The 18779-nt window shown below is 64.9% G+C and carries 18 protein-coding genes; 8 read left to right on the top strand and 10 right to left on the bottom strand.

Annotated features, from left to right (window positions below; translation table 11 throughout):
* Positions 1–16: 16 nt before the first annotated feature.
* On the bottom strand, positions 17–1255 hold the full coding sequence (locus tag P6U27_RS13470; protein ID WP_407194188.1) for an MFS transporter: 1239 nt from the start codon (positions 1253–1255) through the stop codon (positions 17–19).
* Positions 1256–1410: 155 nt separating this feature from the next.
* On the opposite strand from P6U27_RS13470, the gene P6U27_RS13465 reads away from it, so the two are divergent.
* Positions 1411–2661, top strand: coding sequence for a NupC/NupG family nucleoside CNT transporter (locus P6U27_RS13465; RefSeq protein ID WP_122402563.1), 1251 nt, complete (start codon positions 1411–1413; stop codon positions 2659–2661).
* A 125-nt stretch (positions 2662–2786) separates the two neighbouring features.
* Here the strand turns inward: P6U27_RS13465 and P6U27_RS13460 are convergent, their stop codons facing one another.
* Entirely contained in the window at positions 2787–3314 is a 528-nt protein-coding gene (locus P6U27_RS13460) for a cupin domain-containing protein (protein WP_407194187.1), read from the bottom strand.
* A gap of 210 nt (positions 3315–3524) precedes the next feature.
* Here P6U27_RS13460 and P6U27_RS13455 point away from each other — a divergent pair, with 210 nt between their 5' ends.
* Positions 3525–5654, top strand: coding sequence for a tetratricopeptide repeat protein (locus P6U27_RS13455; RefSeq protein ID WP_407194186.1), 2130 nt, complete (start codon positions 3525–3527; stop codon positions 5652–5654).
* A gap of 7 nt (positions 5655–5661) precedes the next feature.
* Here P6U27_RS13455 and P6U27_RS13450 read toward each other — a convergent pair whose 3' ends face one another.
* Positions 5662–5949, bottom strand: coding sequence for an usg protein (locus P6U27_RS13450; protein WP_027560138.1), 288 nt, complete (start codon positions 5947–5949; stop codon positions 5662–5664).
* Between the two features lie 377 nt (positions 5950–6326).
* Here P6U27_RS13450 and P6U27_RS13445 point away from each other — a divergent pair, with 377 nt between their 5' ends.
* Both P6U27_RS13445 and groL read left to right on the top strand, forming a co-directional pair.
* Positions 6327–6641, top strand: coding sequence for a co-chaperone GroES (locus P6U27_RS13445; protein ID WP_122402560.1), 315 nt, complete (start codon positions 6327–6329; stop codon positions 6639–6641).
* Between the two features lie 46 nt (positions 6642–6687).
* A complete protein-coding gene (gene groL / locus P6U27_RS13440; protein WP_057029537.1) occupies positions 6688–8328 on the top strand; it encodes a chaperonin GroEL in 1641 nt (546 codons plus the stop codon).
* Between the two features lie 214 nt (positions 8329–8542).
* Here groL and P6U27_RS13435 read toward each other — a convergent pair whose 3' ends face one another.
* Together P6U27_RS13435 and P6U27_RS13430 are read right to left on the bottom strand one after the other, a co-directional pair.
* Positions 8543–8692, bottom strand: coding sequence for a hypothetical protein (locus P6U27_RS13435; protein ID WP_407194185.1), 150 nt, complete (start codon positions 8690–8692; stop codon positions 8543–8545).
* Positions 8693–8833: 141 nt separating this feature from the next.
* Positions 8834–9667, bottom strand: coding sequence for a LysR family transcriptional regulator (locus P6U27_RS13430; protein WP_209295224.1), 834 nt, complete (start codon positions 9665–9667; stop codon positions 8834–8836).
* Positions 9668–9795: 128 nt separating this feature from the next.
* On the opposite strand from P6U27_RS13430, the gene P6U27_RS13425 reads away from it, so the two are divergent.
* A complete protein-coding gene (locus tag P6U27_RS13425) occupies positions 9796–10386 on the top strand; it encodes a cysteine hydrolase family protein (RefSeq protein ID WP_407194184.1) in 591 nt (196 codons plus the stop codon).
* 12 nt (positions 10387–10398) lie between these two features.
* Positions 10399–11028 carry a glutathione binding-like protein gene (locus P6U27_RS13420; RefSeq protein ID WP_407194183.1) on the top strand — a complete coding sequence of 210 codons (630 nt, stop codon included), beginning with the start codon at positions 10399–10401 and terminating at the stop codon, positions 11026–11028.
* A 7-nt stretch (positions 11029–11035) separates the two neighbouring features.
* Here the strand turns inward: P6U27_RS13420 and P6U27_RS13415 are convergent, their stop codons facing one another.
* Positions 11036–12136: a DUF2778 domain-containing protein gene (locus P6U27_RS13415; RefSeq protein ID WP_407194182.1), complete on the bottom strand. Its 1101-nt coding sequence runs from the start codon at positions 12134–12136 to the stop codon at positions 11036–11038.
* A gap of 605 nt (positions 12137–12741) precedes the next feature.
* Here P6U27_RS13415 and P6U27_RS13410 point away from each other — a divergent pair.
* A complete protein-coding gene (locus P6U27_RS13410; protein WP_407194181.1) occupies positions 12742–13266 on the top strand; it encodes a FecR domain-containing protein in 525 nt (174 codons plus the stop codon).
* A gap of 50 nt (positions 13267–13316) precedes the next feature.
* The gene (locus P6U27_RS13405; protein ID WP_407194180.1) at positions 13317–15203 is read left to right on the top strand and encodes a CHASE2 domain-containing protein; all 1887 of its coding nucleotides are present in this window, start codon (positions 13317–13319) and stop codon (positions 15201–15203) included.
* A 6-nt stretch (positions 15204–15209) separates the two neighbouring features.
* On the opposite strand, the gene P6U27_RS13400 is transcribed toward P6U27_RS13405, so the two are convergent.
* From P6U27_RS13400 to P6U27_RS13385, 4 genes are all read right to left on the bottom strand, one after another.
* Positions 15210–16712, bottom strand: a complete 1503-nt coding sequence (locus P6U27_RS13400) for a glycosyltransferase family 39 protein (RefSeq protein WP_407194179.1) — start codon at positions 16710–16712, stop codon at positions 15210–15212.
* 6 nt (positions 16713–16718) lie between these two features.
* A complete protein-coding gene (locus tag P6U27_RS13395; RefSeq protein WP_122402552.1) occupies positions 16719–17846 on the bottom strand; it encodes a glycosyltransferase family 2 protein in 1128 nt (375 codons plus the stop codon).
* 241 nt (positions 17847–18087) lie between these two features.
* Positions 18088–18291, bottom strand: a complete 204-nt coding sequence (locus P6U27_RS13390; protein ID WP_122402551.1) for a hypothetical protein — start codon at positions 18289–18291, stop codon at positions 18088–18090.
* Between the two features lie 87 nt (positions 18292–18378).
* Positions 18379–18759 carry a hypothetical protein gene (locus P6U27_RS13385; RefSeq protein ID WP_129145761.1) on the bottom strand — a complete coding sequence of 127 codons (381 nt, stop codon included), beginning with the start codon at positions 18757–18759 and terminating at the stop codon, positions 18379–18381.
* Positions 18760–18779 lie beyond the last annotated feature (20 nt).

Below are 18779 nucleotides of genomic sequence, written 5' to 3'. Positions count from 1 at the left end.
TGGAGAGAGCGTTGCCCTATTCCAAACTCTCCACCTTTCGCAGGCTCGGAAACAGCTTCATCCAGAGCAGCGCCACTGCGACGGTGGCGACGCCGCCGAGCACGGCGGCGGGCATGGCGCCGAACAGCGCGGCCGTGAGGCCACTCTCGAATTGGCCGAGCTGGTTCGAGGCGTTGATGAAGAGGAAATTCACCGCACCGACCCGGCCGCGCATCTCATCGGGTGTGGACAGCTGCACCAGCGAGAAGCGTATCACGACGCTGATCGTATCGGCCGCACCGAGCACGGCGAGCGACAGCACCGACAGCCACATCCACGGCGACAGTGCGAACACGATCGTGGCGAGGCCGAATACGATCACCGCCTGGAACATGCGTAAGCCCACATGCCGCGAGATGGCGTGGCGCGCCAGCACCACGGTCATCAGGAGCGCACCGACCGCGGGCGCGGCACGCAGCACGCCGAGTCCGACCGGGCCGGCCTGAAGAATATCGCGGGCATAGATCGGCAACAGCGCGGTGACGCCGCCGAACAGCACGGCGAACAGGTCCAGCGAGATGGTGCCGAGAATCGCGGGGTTGCCGCGGATGAAGCGGACGCCGGCAAAGATATTGTCCGAGTTCGTCCCCTCCTTTGCGATCGCCTGCGGACGCGGCCGGATGAAGCCGGTCAAAATCATCCCCAAAACCCAGAACAGCACCATCACGGCATAAGCGAGATGCGGGGCGACCGCATATGCGAATCCGCCGAGCGCCGGCCCCGTGATGGTCGCGACCTGCGCTGCGCCGCTGGAGATGGCCGTGGCGCGCTGCAGCGACCCTTGCGGCGCGATCAACGGCAACAACGCCGCCGTGGTCGGGCTCTCGAACGCGCCTGCAATGCCGAGCACGAAGGTCGCGATGAAGATCTGCACCTCGCCGACCGCGCCGAGATAGGTGATGGTTGCGAGATAGAGCGCGGTCGCGGCTTCCACGAGCTGGCAGAGCTGGACCACGCGCTTGCGCTCGTAGCGGTCGGCGGCGTGTCCAGCGACGAACACCAGCAGCGCCGTGGGCAGGAACTGCACGAGGCCGACCATGCCGAGGTCGAACGCCGAGCCGGTGAGATCGTAGATCTGCCAGCCGATCGCGACCGCCGCGATCTGGCTGGAAAAGCGCGACAGGCTGCGGGAGAGCAGGAAGAACAGGAAGGCGCGGTGGCCGAGCAGCGCGCCGGCGCTGACCGGCAGATTGTCGGATATTGGCTGCTCTGGCATCGTCGCTTCGGTCACCTCGGACGGTCCGGTCCTGATCCTGATGGGCCCGCGTGGCCCAGGCTTGCCCGCTTGTCAACAACGAGCCGCTTCCGTGGCCCCCGGCATTGCCTTTGCAATGCACACGCGGCCATAATCATTGAGGGTTTGGGGACATCATGCTTCGGTTGCAATCGGCACTCGGCATTTTCGCATTGCTCCTGATCGCTTTCGCGCTGGCGGAGAATCGCCGCGCGGTCTCGCTGCGTCAGGCGGCAATCGGCCTCGCCGCGACCTTCGTCACCGCGGTCGTGCTGCTGAAGCTGCCGGTCGTCGCGCATGCGTTCGGCGCGATCAACGACGCGGTCGGCGCGATCTCGGCGGCCTCGCGCGCCGGCTCCGCCTTCGTGTTCGGCTATGTCGGCGGCGGCCCCCTGCCGTTCGATCTGAAGGTGCCGGGCGCGGACTTCATCCTGGCGTTCCAGGCATTGCCGATCGTGCTGGTCATGAGCGTGCTGACGACACTGCTGTTCTATTGGCGCGTGCTGCCACCGATCGTGCGCGGCATGGCCTGGCTGCTCGAACGCACGTTGGGGGTCGGCGGCGCCGTGGGCCTCTCGACCGCCGCCAACATCTTCCTCGGCATGGTCGAGGCACCGTTGTTCGTGCGGCCGTATCTGGCACAGATGACCCGCAGCGAATTATTCGTGGTGATGACCGGAGGCATGGCCGGCATCGCCGGCACGGTGCTGGTGCTCTATGCGACGCTCCTTGCCCCGCTCATCCCCGACGCGGCCGCGCACTTCGTCATCGCCTCGGTGCTGGGCGCGCCGGCCGCGATCCTTGTCAGCCTGATCATGGTGCCCGAGACATCCGACAAGCGTACCGGCGGTGCACTGGAAGATCCCGAGATGAACGTGTCCAGCACGATGGACGCCATCGTCAAGGGCACCACCGGCGGCCTCGAACTGTTGCTCAATATCGTCGCCATGCTCCTGGTGCTGGTGGCGCTGGTCTATCTGGTCAATGCCATGCTTGGCCTCTTGCCTGATATCGGCGGTGCCGCGATCTCGCTACAGCGGCTGCTTGGCCTCGTCATGGCACCAGTATGCTGGTTGATGGGGCTGCCATGGGATCAGGCGATCACCGCCGGCAGCCTGATGGGCACCAAGACCGTGCTCAATGAATTGATCGCCTATGTCGACTTCACCAAGCTGCCAGCCAACGCGCTCGATCCGCGCTCGCGCCTGATCATGCTCTACGCGATGTGCGGCTTCGCCAACTTCGCCAGCCTCGGCATCATGATCGGCGGCCTCGGCGTGATGGCCCCGGAGCGGCGCGAGGAGATCAACGCGCTGGGGCTGAAGTCGATCGTATCGGGGACGCTGACCACGTGCTTGATGGGGGCGATGGTGGGGGTGTTGAGTTAAGACACCCGTCGTGAGCCGTAGAGGGCGGATTGCGCGCAGCGCAATCCGGGGCCATCTTCTCCACGGAGAAACTTTCCCGGATCTTGCTTGCGCCGCATCCGGGCTACAAGCCCGCGGGCAAGCCCTTACGCCTTCAACTCCACCGTCCTGAACTCCGCCGGCAGGATCACCTCCAGCAGCTCCCCGTCGTCCGAATAGTCCAGGATCATGTGCTTGATCTTCGGCGGCTGGGTCCAGGCGCTGCCTTGCTTCATCAAGGTCTCGCCCTGCCCGTCCATATAGGTCTTCACCCAGCCCTTGAGCACGTAGACCATCTGGAATTCGACGTCGTGATAATGGAGCTTGGAGACCTCGGCCGGGTTGCAGGGGCCTTGCAAGCGGATCACATGCGCCTGCGCGAGGCCGTGGGTCGCCTCGGCGATGCCGAGATCGCGGTATCTGGCATAGGCACGCAGGCCGTCGGCCTTGAAGTCTTCCTCGCGGTGATGGCTGATGGCGATGCGCTGCTTCGGCCGCACGGCCTTCTTCGGAGCGACGGTGCGCGCCTTCGCCTTCACTGCCTTTCGTGCCGAGGATCGCGCCGCTGCCTTGGTCCCGCTCCGCTTCTTCACTGCGGTCTTCATTGCGGGCCTCGATGCCTTCTGCTTGGCCATTGTCTGCCTCCCTGTTCCGAGCCGCGCCCGTCGCACGGGTGTGACCCGAAGGGCAGATTACCCAGTCCTGGGCGAGGCAGCAATTGCGGAGCTGAGGCCGGTCACGCGATCGGTCGTAGCTTGTCCCAAGCTGTCGTGGCGAGCGAGCATCGTCTCGTCTTCGTTCTCTCCCTGAATTAGTCTCGGCAGGAGATCTGGGGGAATTGATTCATGGGCAACAGCGTCGGTCAGCGTGCATTTCAGAATGCCCGGCTCCAGAAACGGCAAAAGGCCGAAGTGCTGCCATTGCTCGGGCAAGCGCTCGAGTTGCACAAGAAGGGACGCCTCCCCGAGGCCAGGGCTGCCTATCGCCAACTCCTGCAGTTCGCGCCCAACCAATTCATCGCCCTGCATATGCTCGGCGCCTTGGAGTCTGATGCCAGGAACTATGACCAGGCCGAAATCCTGCTGCGCCGGGCCGTTGCCGCAGACCCGCGATCTGCCGAAGCCCACATGAGCTTGGGCGTGGCGCTGAACGGGCTGAAACGTCACGACGAGGCCCGCGAGAGCTATCGAAAGGCTCTCGCCTTGCGGCCCAGCTACGCCCTCGCCCTGTCCAATCTCGGCAACGCGAGCGCGGCCCTTGATCTGCACCAAGAAGCGCTCGAGAGCTACGATCAGGCGCTCGCAATTGACGCAAACCTGGCCGAAGCCCACAACGGCCGCGGCTCTGCGCTCTGCCGTCTGCGCAACTATGACGAGGCTCTCGCAAGCCTGAACCGCGCGCTCTCGATCAAGCCTGACTATGCCGCGGCGCTGGCGAACCGCGCCGCTGCACTCCGGGAGCTTCAGCGATTTGACGAAGCCATGGCGGATTGCAATCGGGCAATCGCCCTCGCACCCGACGACGTGAATGGGTGGCTCTGGCGCGCCAACGTCTTGCTCCAGACCCAGCAAATTGCCCAAGCATTGCTCGATTGCGAGAAAGCTCTCGCGATTGCGCCCGATTCTGATCAAGCTCACTTCGTATTGGGCCTCTGTCTCGCCGGACTTGGCAGGGTCGACGAAGCGCTCGCCAGCTTCGACAGGGCCCTCGACATCCGGCCTGACCTTCAGAGCGCGATCTCCAGCAAGATATTCACGCTCGATTTTGTGGCGGACGCCAGCGTCGAACGGCATCAGCAAGCGCGTCGCGTGTGGTGGGAGCAGATCGGGGCCAAAATCGCTTCAGAAGCGGCAGCACCGCATGACAACAGCCGCGACCCGGACCGGCGCCTGGTGCTTGGCTTCGTCTCGTCGGACTTCAACGCGCATTCGGCCGCGTTCATTTTCAAGCCGGTCCTGCAACACCATGACCGGGCACAGTTCGAGATCGTGTGCTACTCGTGTTCGTCGAAAGTGGACGGGACGACAAGCGAATTTCAGGGGCTCGCCGATCGCTGGCGTGACGCCTCGCAATGGACCGATGATCGCCTCGCTGCACAGATTCGCGCCGATGGCGTCGATATCCTGATCGATCTGTCCGGCCACACCAGAGGAAACCGCCTCGGCGTATTTGCGCGCAAGCCGGCACCGATCCAGGCGCACGGCTGGGGCCACGGCACCGGCACCGGGCTGCCGACGATCGATTATCTGTTCTCGGATCCTGTCGCGATTCCTTTGGCGGTTCGGCATCTGTTTGCGGAGACCGTCGTCGACCTGCCGTGCTTTGTGACGCTGACGCCGCTGCCGGCCGGGATTGCGCGAGCGGAGACGCCTGCGATTTCGAACGGTTTCATCACGTTCGGTGTCTTCAACCGCATCAGCAAAATCTCCGACGAGGCCGCGGCAGTCTGGTCCAGGATCCTCGAGCGGGTGCCGGGCTCGCGACTGCTGATCAAGGATGTTGCGCTCGACGATCAACTCGTCCGCGACAAGCTGCTGGCGCGATTTGCGGCTTGCCGATTGCCGGCCGAACGCGTCGATCTGCTCGGAGCGACCTCGCGGCACGAACATCTGGCATCGTTCAATCGCATCGATATTGCACTCGACCCGTTCCCACAGAACGGCGGCGTCAGCACATGGGAAGCCCTGCAGATGGGCGTGCCCGTGGTGGCGAAGCTCGGAAACAGCCTGCCCAGCCGGGCCGCCGGCGCCATCCTCGCCGCGCTCGGCCTGCCGGACTGGATCGCCGACAGCGAGGATGCGTATGTCGAGATTGCAGCCGGCCGCGCGGCGCGGGTCGCCGAGCTCGATCAACTGCGCCGCGAGCTGCCCGAACAGATCAGCGCTGCGGCCGCCGGCAACCCTGTCTCATATGCGCGAGCCGTGGACGACGCCTATCGCGCGATGTGGACACGCTATTGCAAGGGCGGCGTCTGAGCTCTGCTCAATGCAGCCGGAACACGCCGTCGACGGCGCGCAGCTCGGCGGGCTTGATCAGCTTGGAATGCGCCACCGTGACCGAATGCAGGGGGCCATCGAGCTTCTCCTGCCAGAACGCCAGGAAATCGGTCAGCGCCGGAAATTTCGGAAACATGTCGTAGTTCTGCCAGACATAGGTCTGGAGCAACGAGGGATGATCCGGCATCCGATAGAGAATCTGTGCCGTCGTCAGCCCGTAGCCCAGCATCTGTTTCCGGAAGTCCTCGGAAACGCCCCCAACGCGCAGTCCCATGCCAAACCTCCTTTGCAGGAGCGCATGCAGGGGGTGGCTTGATCCGTGCCCCGGGAGCCACCCGGAAACGATGCGCTCACATGAGAGATATGTGACGCAAACCGACAATCCATCTCAAGCCCAAAAGTTTAACAAGCTGTTGAAATTCAATGCGTTAGCAGCAGACAAGACTCCGTGCTAATACGGTCTCGGGTGTCGGTTAACGATGCCAAAGAGATTCTGGCAGTCCGTGCTTTCGGGTGCTAATTTTTCTGCTACAAACCCTTGCCCCCGCAAAATTCCTGTCCTATTTCACCCTCGCTCGTGCTAGCACTCGCGGGCAACGACTGCTAACAATATCAAAATCCTCAACTCGTCCAATTACTTAGGAGGACTGCATGAAATTCCGTCCGCTTCACGACCGCGTCGTGGTCAAGCGCATCGACGCAGAAGAGAAGACCGCCGGCGGCATCATCATTCCCGACACTGCCAAGGAAAAGCCCTCGCAGGGCGAGGTCGTCGCCATCGGCCCGGGCGGCCGCGACGAGTCCGGCAAGCTGATCCCGATCGACCTGAAGGTCGGCGACCGCGTGCTGTTCGGCAAGTGGTCCGGCACCGAGGTCAAGATCGACGGCCAGGACCTGCTGATCATGAAGGAGAGCGACGTGATGGGCGTTCTCGAGGTCACCGAGTCCAAGAAGAAGGCGGCCTAAGGGCCCTCTCCTCCCTCCAGTCAAACATCCTCAAGGAAAAATCCAGATGGCAGCCAAAGAAGTCAAATTCTCGGTTGAAGCGCGCGACAAGATGCTGCGCGGTGTCGACGTTCTCGCCAACGCGGTGAAGGTCACGCTCGGTCCGAAGGGCCGCAACGTCGTGCTCGACAAGTCGTTCGGCGCTCCCCGCATCACCAAGGACGGCGTCACCGTCGCCAAGGAGATCGAGCTCGACGACAAGTTCGAGAACATGGGCGCCCAGATGGTGCGCGAAGTCGCCTCCAAGTCCGCTGACGCGGCCGGCGACGGCACCACCACCGCCACCGTGCTCGCCCAGGCGATCGTGAAGGAAGGCGCGAAGTCCGTTGCCGCCGGCATGAACCCGATGGACCTCAAGCGCGGTATCGACCTCGCGGTCGAGGCCGTCGTGGCCGACCTCGAGAAGAACTCGAAGAAGGTCACCTCGAACGACGAGATCGCCCAGGTCGGCACTATCTCGGCCAACGGCGATGCCGAGATCGGCAAGTTCCTCGCCGACGCCATGAAGAAGGTCGGCAACGAGGGTGTCATCACCGTCGAGGAAGCCAAGTCGCTCGAGACCGAGCTCGACGTCGTCGAGGGCATGCAGTTCGACCGTGGCTACATCTCGCCCTACTTCGTCACCAACGCCGACAAGATGCGCGTCGAGATGGACGACGCCTACATCCTCATCAACGAGAAGAAGCTCTCCTCGCTGAACGAGCTGCTGCCGCTGCTCGAGGCCGTGGTGCAGACCGGCAAGCCGCTGGTCATCGTCGCCGAGGACGTGGAAGGCGAGGCCCTCGCCACCCTCGTCGTGAACCGCCTGCGTGGCGGCCTGAAGGTCGCGGCCGTCAAGGCTCCGGGCTTCGGCGATCGCCGCAAGGCCATGCTGCAGGACATCGCGATCCTGACCGGCGGCCAGGCGATCTCGGAAGACCTCGGCATCAAGCTCGAGAACGTCACGCTCAACATGCTCGGTCGCGCCAAGAAGGTGATGATCGACAAGGAGAACACCACGATCGTCAACGGCGCCGGCAAGAAGGCCGACATCGAGGCGCGCGTGGCCCAGATCAAGGCGCAGATCGAGGAGACCACCTCGGACTACGACCGTGAGAAGCTCCAGGAGCGTCTCGCCAAGCTCGCTGGCGGCGTCGCGGTGATCCGCGTCGGCGGCGCGACCGAGGTCGAGGTGAAGGAGCGCAAGGATCGCGTTGATGACGCGATGCATGCGACCCGCGCGGCGGTCGAGGAAGGCATCGTCCCGGGCGGCGGCGTCGCCCTGCTGCGTGCCTCCGAGCAGCTCAAGGGCCTGCGCACCAAGAACGACGACCAGAAGACCGGCGTCGAGATCGTGCGCAAGGCGCTGTCGGCTCCCGCTCGCCAGATCGCGATCAATGCGGGTGAAGACGGTTCGGTGATCGTCGGCAAGATCCTGGAGAACAAGGCCTACAATTACGGCTTCGACTCCCAGACCGGCGAATATGCCGACCTCGTCAAGAAGGGCATCATCGACCCGACCAAGGTGGTCCGCACCGCGATCCAGAACGCTGCCTCGGTGGCCGCGCTCCTGATCACCACGGAAGCCATGGTCGCCGAGCTGCCCAAGAAGGGCGGCGCCGGCCCGGCGATGCCCCCCGGCGGCGGCATGGGCGGCATGGACTTCTGATCCAGCCGTTCAGGCACGATACGAAATGCGAAACCCCGGCAGCGATGCCGGGGTTTTGGTTTGCAATAACTTCTCTCCACCCGTCATTCCGGGCTCGCGCCCAAGTGGGCCTTCTAAAGCATGATCCGGAAAAGTGCGAAGCGGTTTTCCGGAAAGATCATGCGTAAACAACAAGCTAAAGCGCGATGACGATTCATCCAAATCTCATCGCGCTTTAGGAAATGTTGAACGGCTGATACAGGACGAAGCGAAACAAGATCATCGGCCACCACAGCAGCGGGATCAGCAGGATCAGGACGGCAATCGCCTTCCGCTCCCGCGATTGCGCCGTCGACGGCCCGATGGTGTCCTGAACAATCGTCATCGCCTTCTGCTCAGCCTGCAACCGGCATGACGTTACGCAACCTTTGCGCCCGTGAAAACCCTGTTCAGGATAGGTCGCGCCGGCGCGCTCGCGCGTTCACGACAGGCGAACCCTGGGGGCCGATCGCAACCCGATGCGCCGTCAGCGGCGCGAGGTCTCCTGGAAACAGGCCCTCACCCAGTCGATGGTCACGCGCGTTGCGGCATCCCGCTTGAGATGGTTTTGCACGAGCAGCCAGACGTCGCGCCGCTTCGGCAGCAGCGTGGCGCGCAGGCGGCGGTCGCCGAGCAGGTCGGCGCAGACATATTCCGGCAACACGCCGGCGGCCTGATGGGCGCGGATCAGATTGCGGATGACACGGACGTTATCGGCGACGCAGCGCGCGCGGGCCTTCCTGGTGCGCAGGAATTGCATCTCGGGAATGGCGCCGAGCTCGTCGGGATAGACGCACAGCATCGGCTCGCCCTCGGTCGTAACCGGCTCGAAAAAATACAGCTTGATGTCGCCGAGCCTTGAGATCGCGAAGTCGCCCTTGTCGGGCTTGCGCAAGCGGATGGCCAGATCAGCCTCCCAGCGCGAGAACCTGACGTTCTCGCTCGAGGTGAGGAATTGCAGCGTCAGGCCGGGATGGGTCCGCAGGAAGTCGCCCGCACGCGGCGACAGCACTTCTTCTGCAACTGTGTTGGTGGAGGCGATGCGCAGGCGGCCGACCGGACCTTCCAGGCTCTCGCTGAGGCGGCCGATCTCGGCCGCATGCGAGGCCATCGCCTCGACATGCGCCAGCACCGCTTCGCATTGCCGCGTCGGCCTGCGAACGCCGTCGGCGGCCTCGAACAGACGCAAGCCGAGCGCACGCTCGATGCGCGACAGCCGGCGCCCGACCGTCGTCTCGTCGATACGCAGCTTTGCGCTGGCGCCGGCATAGGTGCCTTCGTCCCTGACGGCGGCGATGATGCGCAGATCGTCCCAGTTCATGGCTTGAGGCTACATCGCCGCCCGATGGCCTGCAATCTCGCAGCCTCCCGCTGCAATATTCCTGCATATCGGCAGGCATTCCCGGGCTATGTTTGTTGCGCCTTCTACCCCGGGAGATTTCCAAGACCATGACCGCAAAGACCCTGCTCCAGCTCGCCGGCGCCGACCTCAGCCCGCCGCGCCTCGGCGACGCCGCACTGGTGCTGATCGATATCCAGAACGAATATCTCGCGGGCCCCCTCGCCTTGCCCGACGCCAAGCCCGCGATCGCACGTGCGGCTGCGCTCCTGGCACAGGCCCGCGAGGCTGGTGCCGCGATCATCCACATCGCCCATCGCGGCAAGGCCGGCAGCCTGTTCGATCGTGCCGCCGACCGCGGTGCCATCGTCGTCGAGCTGAGCCCCCGCGCCAGCGAGCCCGTGATCGAGAAGGAGCTGCCGAATGCCTTTGCCGGCACCGATTTGCAGGCGTGCCTTGTCGCGACCGGACGCAAGAACATCGTGCTGGCCGGCTTCATGACGCATATGTGCGTCAGCTCCACGGCGCGGGCCGCGCTCGACCTCGGCTTTCGCACCACGATCGATGCCGATGCCTGCGCCACGCGCGACCTGCCGGACGGGCGCGGCGGCACGCTGGACGCCCGAACCATCCACGAGGTTGCGCTCGCCGAGCTGTCCGATCGCTTCGCGATCATCGCCCGCGGCGATGCGCTGAAGTAACGGAGCAACGCGATGCTGCAACTCTATTTCTCACCGATGGCCTGCTCGCTCGCGAGCCGGATCGCGCTGATGGAGGCTGGCCTCGATGCGCAGTACCATCAGGTGCACCTCTTGACCAAGACGATCGTGGACGACGGCAGCGATTTTCACGGCGTGGCGGCGAAGGGCGCTGTGCCGGTGCTGGTGCTGGAGAATGGCGAACGGCTGACCGAGAGCGCGGCGGTGCTGCAATACATTGCCGATCTGAAGCCCGAGACGCGCCTTGCGCCGCCGCTCGGCGATCCCGACCGCTACAGGCTCCAGGAATGGCTGAGCTTCGTCGGCGCCGAGATCCACAAGGCGTTCCTGATTCCGACCTTCTGGTACAAGGACGACGGCTCGCTCGCCAAGCCGCGAGCACGGATCGCGCAGACCTTGTCGGTGCCGGCAGCGCATCTGGCGGACCGCGAATTCCTCGTCGGCAACCGCTTCACCGTCGCGGACGCCCACCTCGCCTGGGCCCTGCTGCTGCTTCGGCCTGCCGGCGTCGACATTGCGCAGTGGCCATCGTTGTCAGCCTATCTCGAACGCATGCAGGCGCGGCCTCGCGTGCGGGAGGCGATTGCGACCGAGATGGCGCTGCGCAAGCAGATGACCGCTTGAGCGCAGGTCAGTCCACCCGCGCCAGCACCGCGAGCTTGCGGATGCCCTTGTTGCGGTAGGCATCCAGGAACGCGTAATAGTCCTTGAATGACACGCAGCCGTTGGAGTCGCCGTTCGGCCCGAGCATGAAGGTGTGCGCGAGCAGACCGTCGCGGCCGTAGATCGCGCTTTCGCCCCCGATCGGGGTCAGGCGCAGCGCCGGCACGCCGTGGAACAGCGCCTCGCGCGGCTTCAGCGTATAGATGTGCGGCGGCGTCACACCGCGCATGCGGATTTTCGAGGAGCGCGGATCGTCGAGATTGGAGCCGAGGCCGGAATGCGCCTCGAGCTTGGTGCCGTCGGGCAGATACACCGTCTTGGCGGTGATGTCGTAGACCGCGGTGTCGCGCTCATAGGGCGGCGCGCCGCCGAACATCGGGTTCTGCTCCTTCGGCGCGATGGACGCGGTCACACTCGCATCGGCCGAGGCGTAGGCGAGCAGCCCGCCGGACGGCTCACGCTTGCCCCAGAGCTTTTCGACCATCGACTGGCGCGGAGCAGTGATCGACATCACCGCGGCTTTGGCGCGGTCGGCGAAGGATTTCGGCTTCGCCTCGGGCGCCGGCACGATCTCGGCCGGGTCGGCCGAGGCCAGCTGCATCTGGGCATCCGGTGCGCGCTTGGCCTTGTCCGCAGGCTTCTCAGCGGTCTTGTCAGCAATCTTGGCTGCCGGCTTCAGCGCTTCCGCGACCTTGGCGATGACGCTCTGCTTCGGGGCGTCCTTCGGCGTGTTCTTGGCCACGGCAACCTCCGTTGCCGGCGCGGCGCTCGCCGCATTCGACGGCACACCCTGCGTCGCAGCGGCGGCAAAGCGCTCGTTGAACATCTCGCGCGAGATGGGAGCTGCGACCTGGAGCCGGTCGGGCAGCAGCGCGAAGGTTTCCTCAATGGCCTCGCGGGCCTCGCGCAGCGCCACCTTGCGTGCGCGCTTGATCACGGGCTCGTCGTAGCCGATGCTGCCGACAGTCGGATAGACGCTCGCGCCAAAGACGTTGCTGTAGATGGTCCAGCCGGCGCCCATCACGACACAGCCGATCGCCGCGGCGCCAAGCCAATTGGACGTGGTCATTTTCCGGGAAGATTTCCGCGAATAATTCTTGGACTTCCGTGCCGCGTTACTCTGCGCAGCGATACTCGTACTCATTCGCCTTGCGTCCAGGACGGTGTCACTCAGTCCCCCTTCGAAGTGCCGCTGGTCACGATCCGGGAACAGCATCTCGCAGAGGGTCGGAGCGTCATTAAGGCGACTTTTAGTTAAATGCGGATTAAGTTCGGGCGGATGTGGGGCAACTCGTCAACGCTGTCCCGTTTTGAGAAAAAAGCCCGCAGAACTACGGACTTAGACGCGTCTGTTAACCATGTTTCTCGACCGGTTTGCGCCAACTGTTCGACGCTTGCGGCCGCATCCATGACGCACTCAACAACGCCGTTTTCGTGACCCTCAAATTAGCACTGAGCGTAGCGCGGAAGCGTTGCGAGAGGCTGGTGGACGGCCCTGCGTCCGCTGGCCGATTGCGGCAACAGCGCCGTGACTGAAAGTTGATCGTTTCGGTTCTGGACATCGCCGCCACGAGAAAATAGCTGCCACCTCGGCACTTTTCAGCAGCCTCTGCGCGTGATACGGTACCGTATCGTCCCGCCTTGAACTGTGCCGAGCACGCAAACGGAGCTGGCATGAGAGGGATAGCGCGCACAGGGTTTTTCGCCCTGACAGGGTCGCTTCTGTTGGTTGGATCTGCGACTGCACAGCTTGCGGCCAATGCGGGCTGCACGGCATCGCCCTCGGCCGCTGGGACGCAGACCTGGCGCTGCGACAACGGCATCACCATCGTTGCGGAAAGTGGCGCCAAGTTTGAACTTAAGGACGCCAACCGCGACGGACATATAGATTCCGTGGCGTTGAGCAACAAGGCCCTGCTGATCGAGGTGCCCAAGAAGCCGCGGCGCAACCCCTTCAAGGTGCTGACGCCGCAAGCGATTGCCGCAGTGCGCGGCACGAAATGGGCAGTCGATGTCGCTGACGCCAAGACCTCCGTGTTCGTCGCCGACGGTGCGGTCGGCGTGACCCGCCGGGCTCGTGGACGCGGCGTCGTGCTTGGACCCGGCGAAGGCGTCGACGTCGAGGCAACCGGCCCGTTGACCATCAAGACATGGGGTCAGCCGCGCGTCGACGCGCTCATGGCAAGACTCGGGCAGTAGGTCGGGGTCGCCAAGACTATTTGGACAATACGAGATTGCAAGACGACCGCATGCGCAGCCGACGCGTTCAGATCCTGGTGGCACTCGTCCTCACCGCGCTGTGGGGCGCGGGCATCTATGCCGCGCACGCCAACGGCCATCTGCGCTTTCTCGATCGCCTCGAAGCCACGCTGACCGACTGGCGGACGCAGGCCCGCGGCGTGCAGCGTCCGCCCGATGTCGTCACCATCGTCGCGATCGACGACACCGTCGTGAAGCGCGGTGGCAGCTATCCGCTGCCGCGCGCCGATCTTGCCCGCGTCGTCGACACCATCGTGCAGTTCAAGCCGAAGGTTGTCGCGATCGATCTCCTGCTCGTCGACCGCAGCGCCGCGATCGGCGATGCCACGCTGGCCAACACGCTCGCCACCGGTCCCATGGTGCTCGCCGCCGCGGCGATCTTCCCCTCCGCCAGCGAGACCGTGGCACCCAGCGAAGGCCCCCTGGCCGTGTTGCCCGAGGCCGAACGCTTCTTGCAGCCATTGCCCGCATTCGCCGATCACGCCGAGGTCGGCGTCGTCAATGTCGCGACGGGACAATCGGGCTCACCGCTCGCGGTGCCGATGCTGTTCCGGACGCGCGACAAGGTCGAGCTGTCGTTCCCTTTGCGTGTCGCCGCCCGTGCGCTCGACCAGCCGCTGACGGTCGCGCCCGACCGTCTCATGCTGGGCAATCGCGCGGTGCCGACCGACAGCGACTTCGCGTTGCCGATCACCTATTACGGCCCGCGTCGGACGATCCGTACCGTCAGCGCACAGAGCATCTTCGACGGCACGCTCGATCGGGCGGCGGTTGAGAACCGGATCGTCGTGATCGGCGCCTCGGTCGCCGGCGGCGGCGATTTCTATCCCACGCCGTTCGATTCCCTCATGCCCGGCTTCGAAGTGATCTCGACTGCGATCACGCATCTCGTCGCCGGCGATGCCGTCGTGCGCGACCGCAGGGTCCGTATTGCCGACGCGCTCTCCGCGACCCTTCTGCCGATGCTGCTGGTCGGCCTGCTCGCCTGGCGGCGTAGCGCGCTCGGCATCATGGCGGCGGCCGCGATGATGATCGCCTGGGCCGGACTCAATCTGTTCGCGTTCACGCATGGCGTCTGGCTGAACGCGGCGACCACGCTCGCCGCGGCAGTGCCGCCGGTGACCGTCTTTGCCGGCGTGCAGCTGTGGGCCGGGGGCCGCCGCACGCAATATTTCGCCGCCAAGAGCAGGTCGCTTGCGCAATTCCAGGCGCCGGCACTGCAGGAGTGGCTGGCGCGCGATCCGGACTTCCTGTCAAAGCCCGTCCGGCAGGATGCCGCCGTGGTCTTCGTCGATCTCTCCGGCTTCACCGGTTTGAGCGAGCGGATTGATCCGGACGAACTCAGGGATCTTCTGAAGGCGTTTCATGCACTGATCGACAAGGCCGCGATCGATTGCGGCGGCATGATCACCGGCTTCCTCGGCGATGGCGCCATGATCCTGTTCGGGTTGCCGCGCGCGATGCCCGACGACGCGGCGCGCGCGCTGAAATGCGCGATCGACCTGCATCGCGGTCTCGAACGCTGGATCGCCTCGCTGCCGCCGGCAGTCGCAGGTCAGCTCGGCTTCAAGATCGGCGCGCATTGCGGCCCGATCGTCGCCTCGCGGCTCGGCGAAAGCCATCAGCACATCACGGCGACAGGCGACACCGTCAACGTCGCAAGCCGGCTGATGGAGGTTGCCGCCCAGAATGATGCGCGGCTCGCACTGAGCGATACGATGCTGGATGCGGCCGACTTCCACGGTGCTCCCGACGGCGTCCTGTCAGGCCCCCTGCTGGCCCATGTCCGCGGCCGTTCTGGTGTCGTGACCGTCTGGTTCTGGCGCGATCAGAGCGGGCCAGGCCACGACGCTGCCAAGGCCGAGATGATCGGCTGAAGTCCGCTACCGCGCCTCCGGCGGCGGCGAGCGATCCAGCACCTCACGCTTCGCGCCTTCGAGCAGATCGATGCCGTAGGTCTCGACCACGAGCGGCCCGCGCTTGCGCTGCAACTGCGCAACTTGCGTCACCGTTGCAAAGCGCTCGTTGAGGACGGGATGCCCGTCCGGGCGCAGCTCGTCGACATAGAGCAGCTTGCCGGCGAGCAGCTTGGGATCCGGCTCGCCCATGTTGACCCAGCGGATGCGCTGGCTCTGCTGTGCCACACAGGTGCCGCGCGGCAGGTAGAACGCGAGCCAGCTCGTGGTGCCGTAATCCTGTGCGAGCACACAGGTCGCACCGACGCGCACGCGCACCGCTTCGATCTCTGCGGCGAGCTCGCGCCAGCCGACACCGACGCTGCGCACGGTGGCATCGCGACGATAGCCCGACAGCCAGCCGGTATTTGCCTGAACGACCAACGCTGCAAACATCACGATGCCGACCGGCGCGGCCCAACGCAGGCAGAAGTCGACGAGGCGCCGCTGGCGCGGCTTCCACCGCGCAAGGTTGGCAGCGGCGGCCGCGGCCACGACGAAGGGCGGATAGACCGGCGCGAACCAGTTGGCCTCGACGCGGGCATGCAGCGAGTGCCAGACGAAATAGGCGACGATGGTCCAGAACATCGTCTCGATCAGCACGCGCGAGGCCAGCGCGCCGGCGCGCTGCCAGGTCAGCGCGTGCAGGCCCATGGCGCCGAGGATGAAGACCAGCGGCGTTGCGAACGCGATCTGCGTCGGGATCAGCTCTGCGATGAAGACCGGGCGGAAGTCCTCGATCTTCGCGCGCCCGAGCTGCTTTGCGAACGAGACCCATTGATGGTCCGCATTCCAAAGGATCACCGGCGAGAACAGCGCCAAGGCGACCATGCCGCCGAGATACGGCCAGGGCGAGAGAAACCAGCGCCTGAGTTTCGGCACGGAAGCGAGCCAGATCAGGATCGCCGGCCCGAAGAACATCGCGGTGTATTTCGAGAGCAGCGCCGTGCCGACCGCGACACCGGCCGCGAGCCACCATGCGCCCCGGCCGGTCTCCAGCACCTTGGCGAGGAAGAACAGCACGAAGCTGGAGGCGACCAGCAGCGGCGCATCGGGCGTCACGATCAGCGTGCCGACGGAGGCCAGCAGCGTCACGTTGAGCAGGATGGCGCTGGTTGCAGCCACGCGCGCGCCGCCGAACAGGATTGCGGCGGAACGATAGACCGCGTAGCTCATCGGCAGTGCGAGCAGGATCGAGACGAGGCGGACGCCGAGCTCGGTATCGCCCGCGATCAGGGTGCCGGCGCGGATCACATAGGCGACCATTGGCGGGTGGTCGTAGTAACCCCCGGCCAGGTTCCTCGACCACATCCAATAATAGGCTTCGTCGAAGGTGATCGGCGTGAAGGCGGCCGCGACGAGCCGCAGGGCCACCAGCGCGAGGATCGTCAGCGCGGTGTTGCGGACGATCCGCGCGTCAGCTCCGCCCATCACGCGCTATTTCTTGCGCCAGACGAACAGTCCGGACATCGCGTAATTCCACACCACGCCCATCAGCGCGCCGGCCATGCCGGCCAGCCACCAGATCGGTTCCTGGTCGTACACCGAGAATGCGACGCCGACATTGGCGAGCAGGCCGACGCTGCACACGATGTAGAAGGCGATCAGGCCGCGCAGCAGCGCAAAGCCCTTCAGTCGCTGATCGCGATAGGTGAGGAAGTTGTTGAGGATGAAATTGCTGGTCATGGCGACGATGGCGCCGGCGGCCTGCGCCTCCGCGAACGGCGCCTTGAACAGCTGAAGTGCGATGAACAGCGTGGTCAAGTGCACCACGAGACCGATGCCGCCGACCATCGCGAACAGGATGAAACGCAGCGAGACAATGTCGTTGGTCAGCTTGGCGAAGACGAGACCGAGGAAGTCGAGCGCGACCATGGAATCGAGCTTGCTCTCGCCGTGCTGGCGGGCGCCGAAGGTGTAGGGAATCTCGACCGCCCGCAAGCTGCCGTGCGCAGTCGCGACGACATCGAGCAGGATCTTGAAGCCGTGCACGGAGAGCTTTGGCGCGAGCTGCTCGAAACGGTCGCGGCGGATCATGAAGAAGCCGCTCATGGGGTCGGCAATCTCGACCCGCAACATCTTCTTGGCGACCTCGGTTGCGAGCGCACTGGCGCCGGCGCGCTGCTTATTGAAACCTTCGCTCTTGTAGCCCTCGATGTAGCGGCTGCCGACCACGAGGTCGGCCTGATCGCTTGCGAGCAGCAACAGCATTTTGGGCAGTTGCGTCTCGTCGTGCTGGAGGTCGGCGTCGATCACGGCCACATAGGGAGCGCTCGAGGCGAGGATGCCCTCGATGCACGCGCCCGACAGACCGCGGCGGCCGATACGGCGGACACAGCGCACGCGGCTGTCGCGCTGCGCCAGCGCGCGCACGACGTCCCAGGTGCCGTCGGGTGAATTGTCATCGACGAACACGACCTCCCAGGCGACGTTGGCGAGGGTCGCCTCCAGGCGCCGGTACAGCACCGTGACGTTATCGCGCTCATTGAAGGTGGGGACGATGACCGACAGTTCCGGCCCCTCTTGAGCCTGGATGTCGACGCCCGGTCTGATCGCTTCATTCATGACGGCAGCGTATATCCGCCGCGTCCTGCGCTGCCAAGCCGGGGTCTCTGGGGAACGGCCCAAAAAGGGGCCCAAAATGCCAACGACCCCGGAATGGCGGACCGCGCGTACATCCGGCGCAGGCCTGAGCTATTCCAAGGTCGTCCCAACGACGGAGTTCTTCGCTCAACGTCGCCGTTAGAGGCTAGATGGGGACGGCAAAAGCGGTTCGCAAGGGGCTGGAAACCCCATTTTTCGCGCCCTATTGGTTGGGGACTTCCCGGATGATCGGCCCGCGCGGCGCGGGCGCGGCGGGTGCTGGCGGTGCAGCCGCCGGGGCCGGCTCGACCTTCGCCGGCTTGGGCGGCTTGCCGTACTGGCCGATCGGCCCGAACACGACGGCAACCGCAAGCACGATCGCCGCGACGATCGCCCCCAGAACGCCACCCACCGACTCAGACGACATGGAAACCCATCCCTGCTCCAGATGGGCCCACTGATACCATGGATGAGCGCGCGGCCGGAAGAGCTGCCAGCCAGCCTTGGTGACTTGCTACTTCTGGGGCGGCCGGTGCTTGACGAAGGCGATCACGATGTCCTTCTGCGCCGCCTCCACCGCCCTGTTGGCGGTAGCGAGATGGGCGCCGGCATCGATATCCGGATACTGCGTGGTGAGATAATCGAGCAGCGCCACGCGGTAATATTGCCGCTCCGATGGACAGGCGCCCGCAACCGAGCGGCCGAAATCCTGCTCCGACAGGCCCTGATTGGAGTCGCGCGAATATTCCCGCGCCAGGCAATGCCAGTAATCGTCGCGGCCCTGCTGGGCGAGCTTCTGTGCACTTTTCGCGTCGTCGTCATCTGCCAAGGCAGAACACGTCATGGCAGCAGATGTCATCGTGATGAGCGCGGCTCCCACCAACAGCATCCGCATTGTTGTTCTCCTTCTTCGCG

It is taken from the genome of Bradyrhizobium sp. STM 3566 (genome assembly GCF_045571445.1).
Classification (GTDB): domain Bacteria; phylum Pseudomonadota; class Alphaproteobacteria; order Rhizobiales; family Xanthobacteraceae; genus Bradyrhizobium; species Bradyrhizobium vignae.
This window is presented reverse-complemented; position numbering and strand designations above follow the sequence as displayed.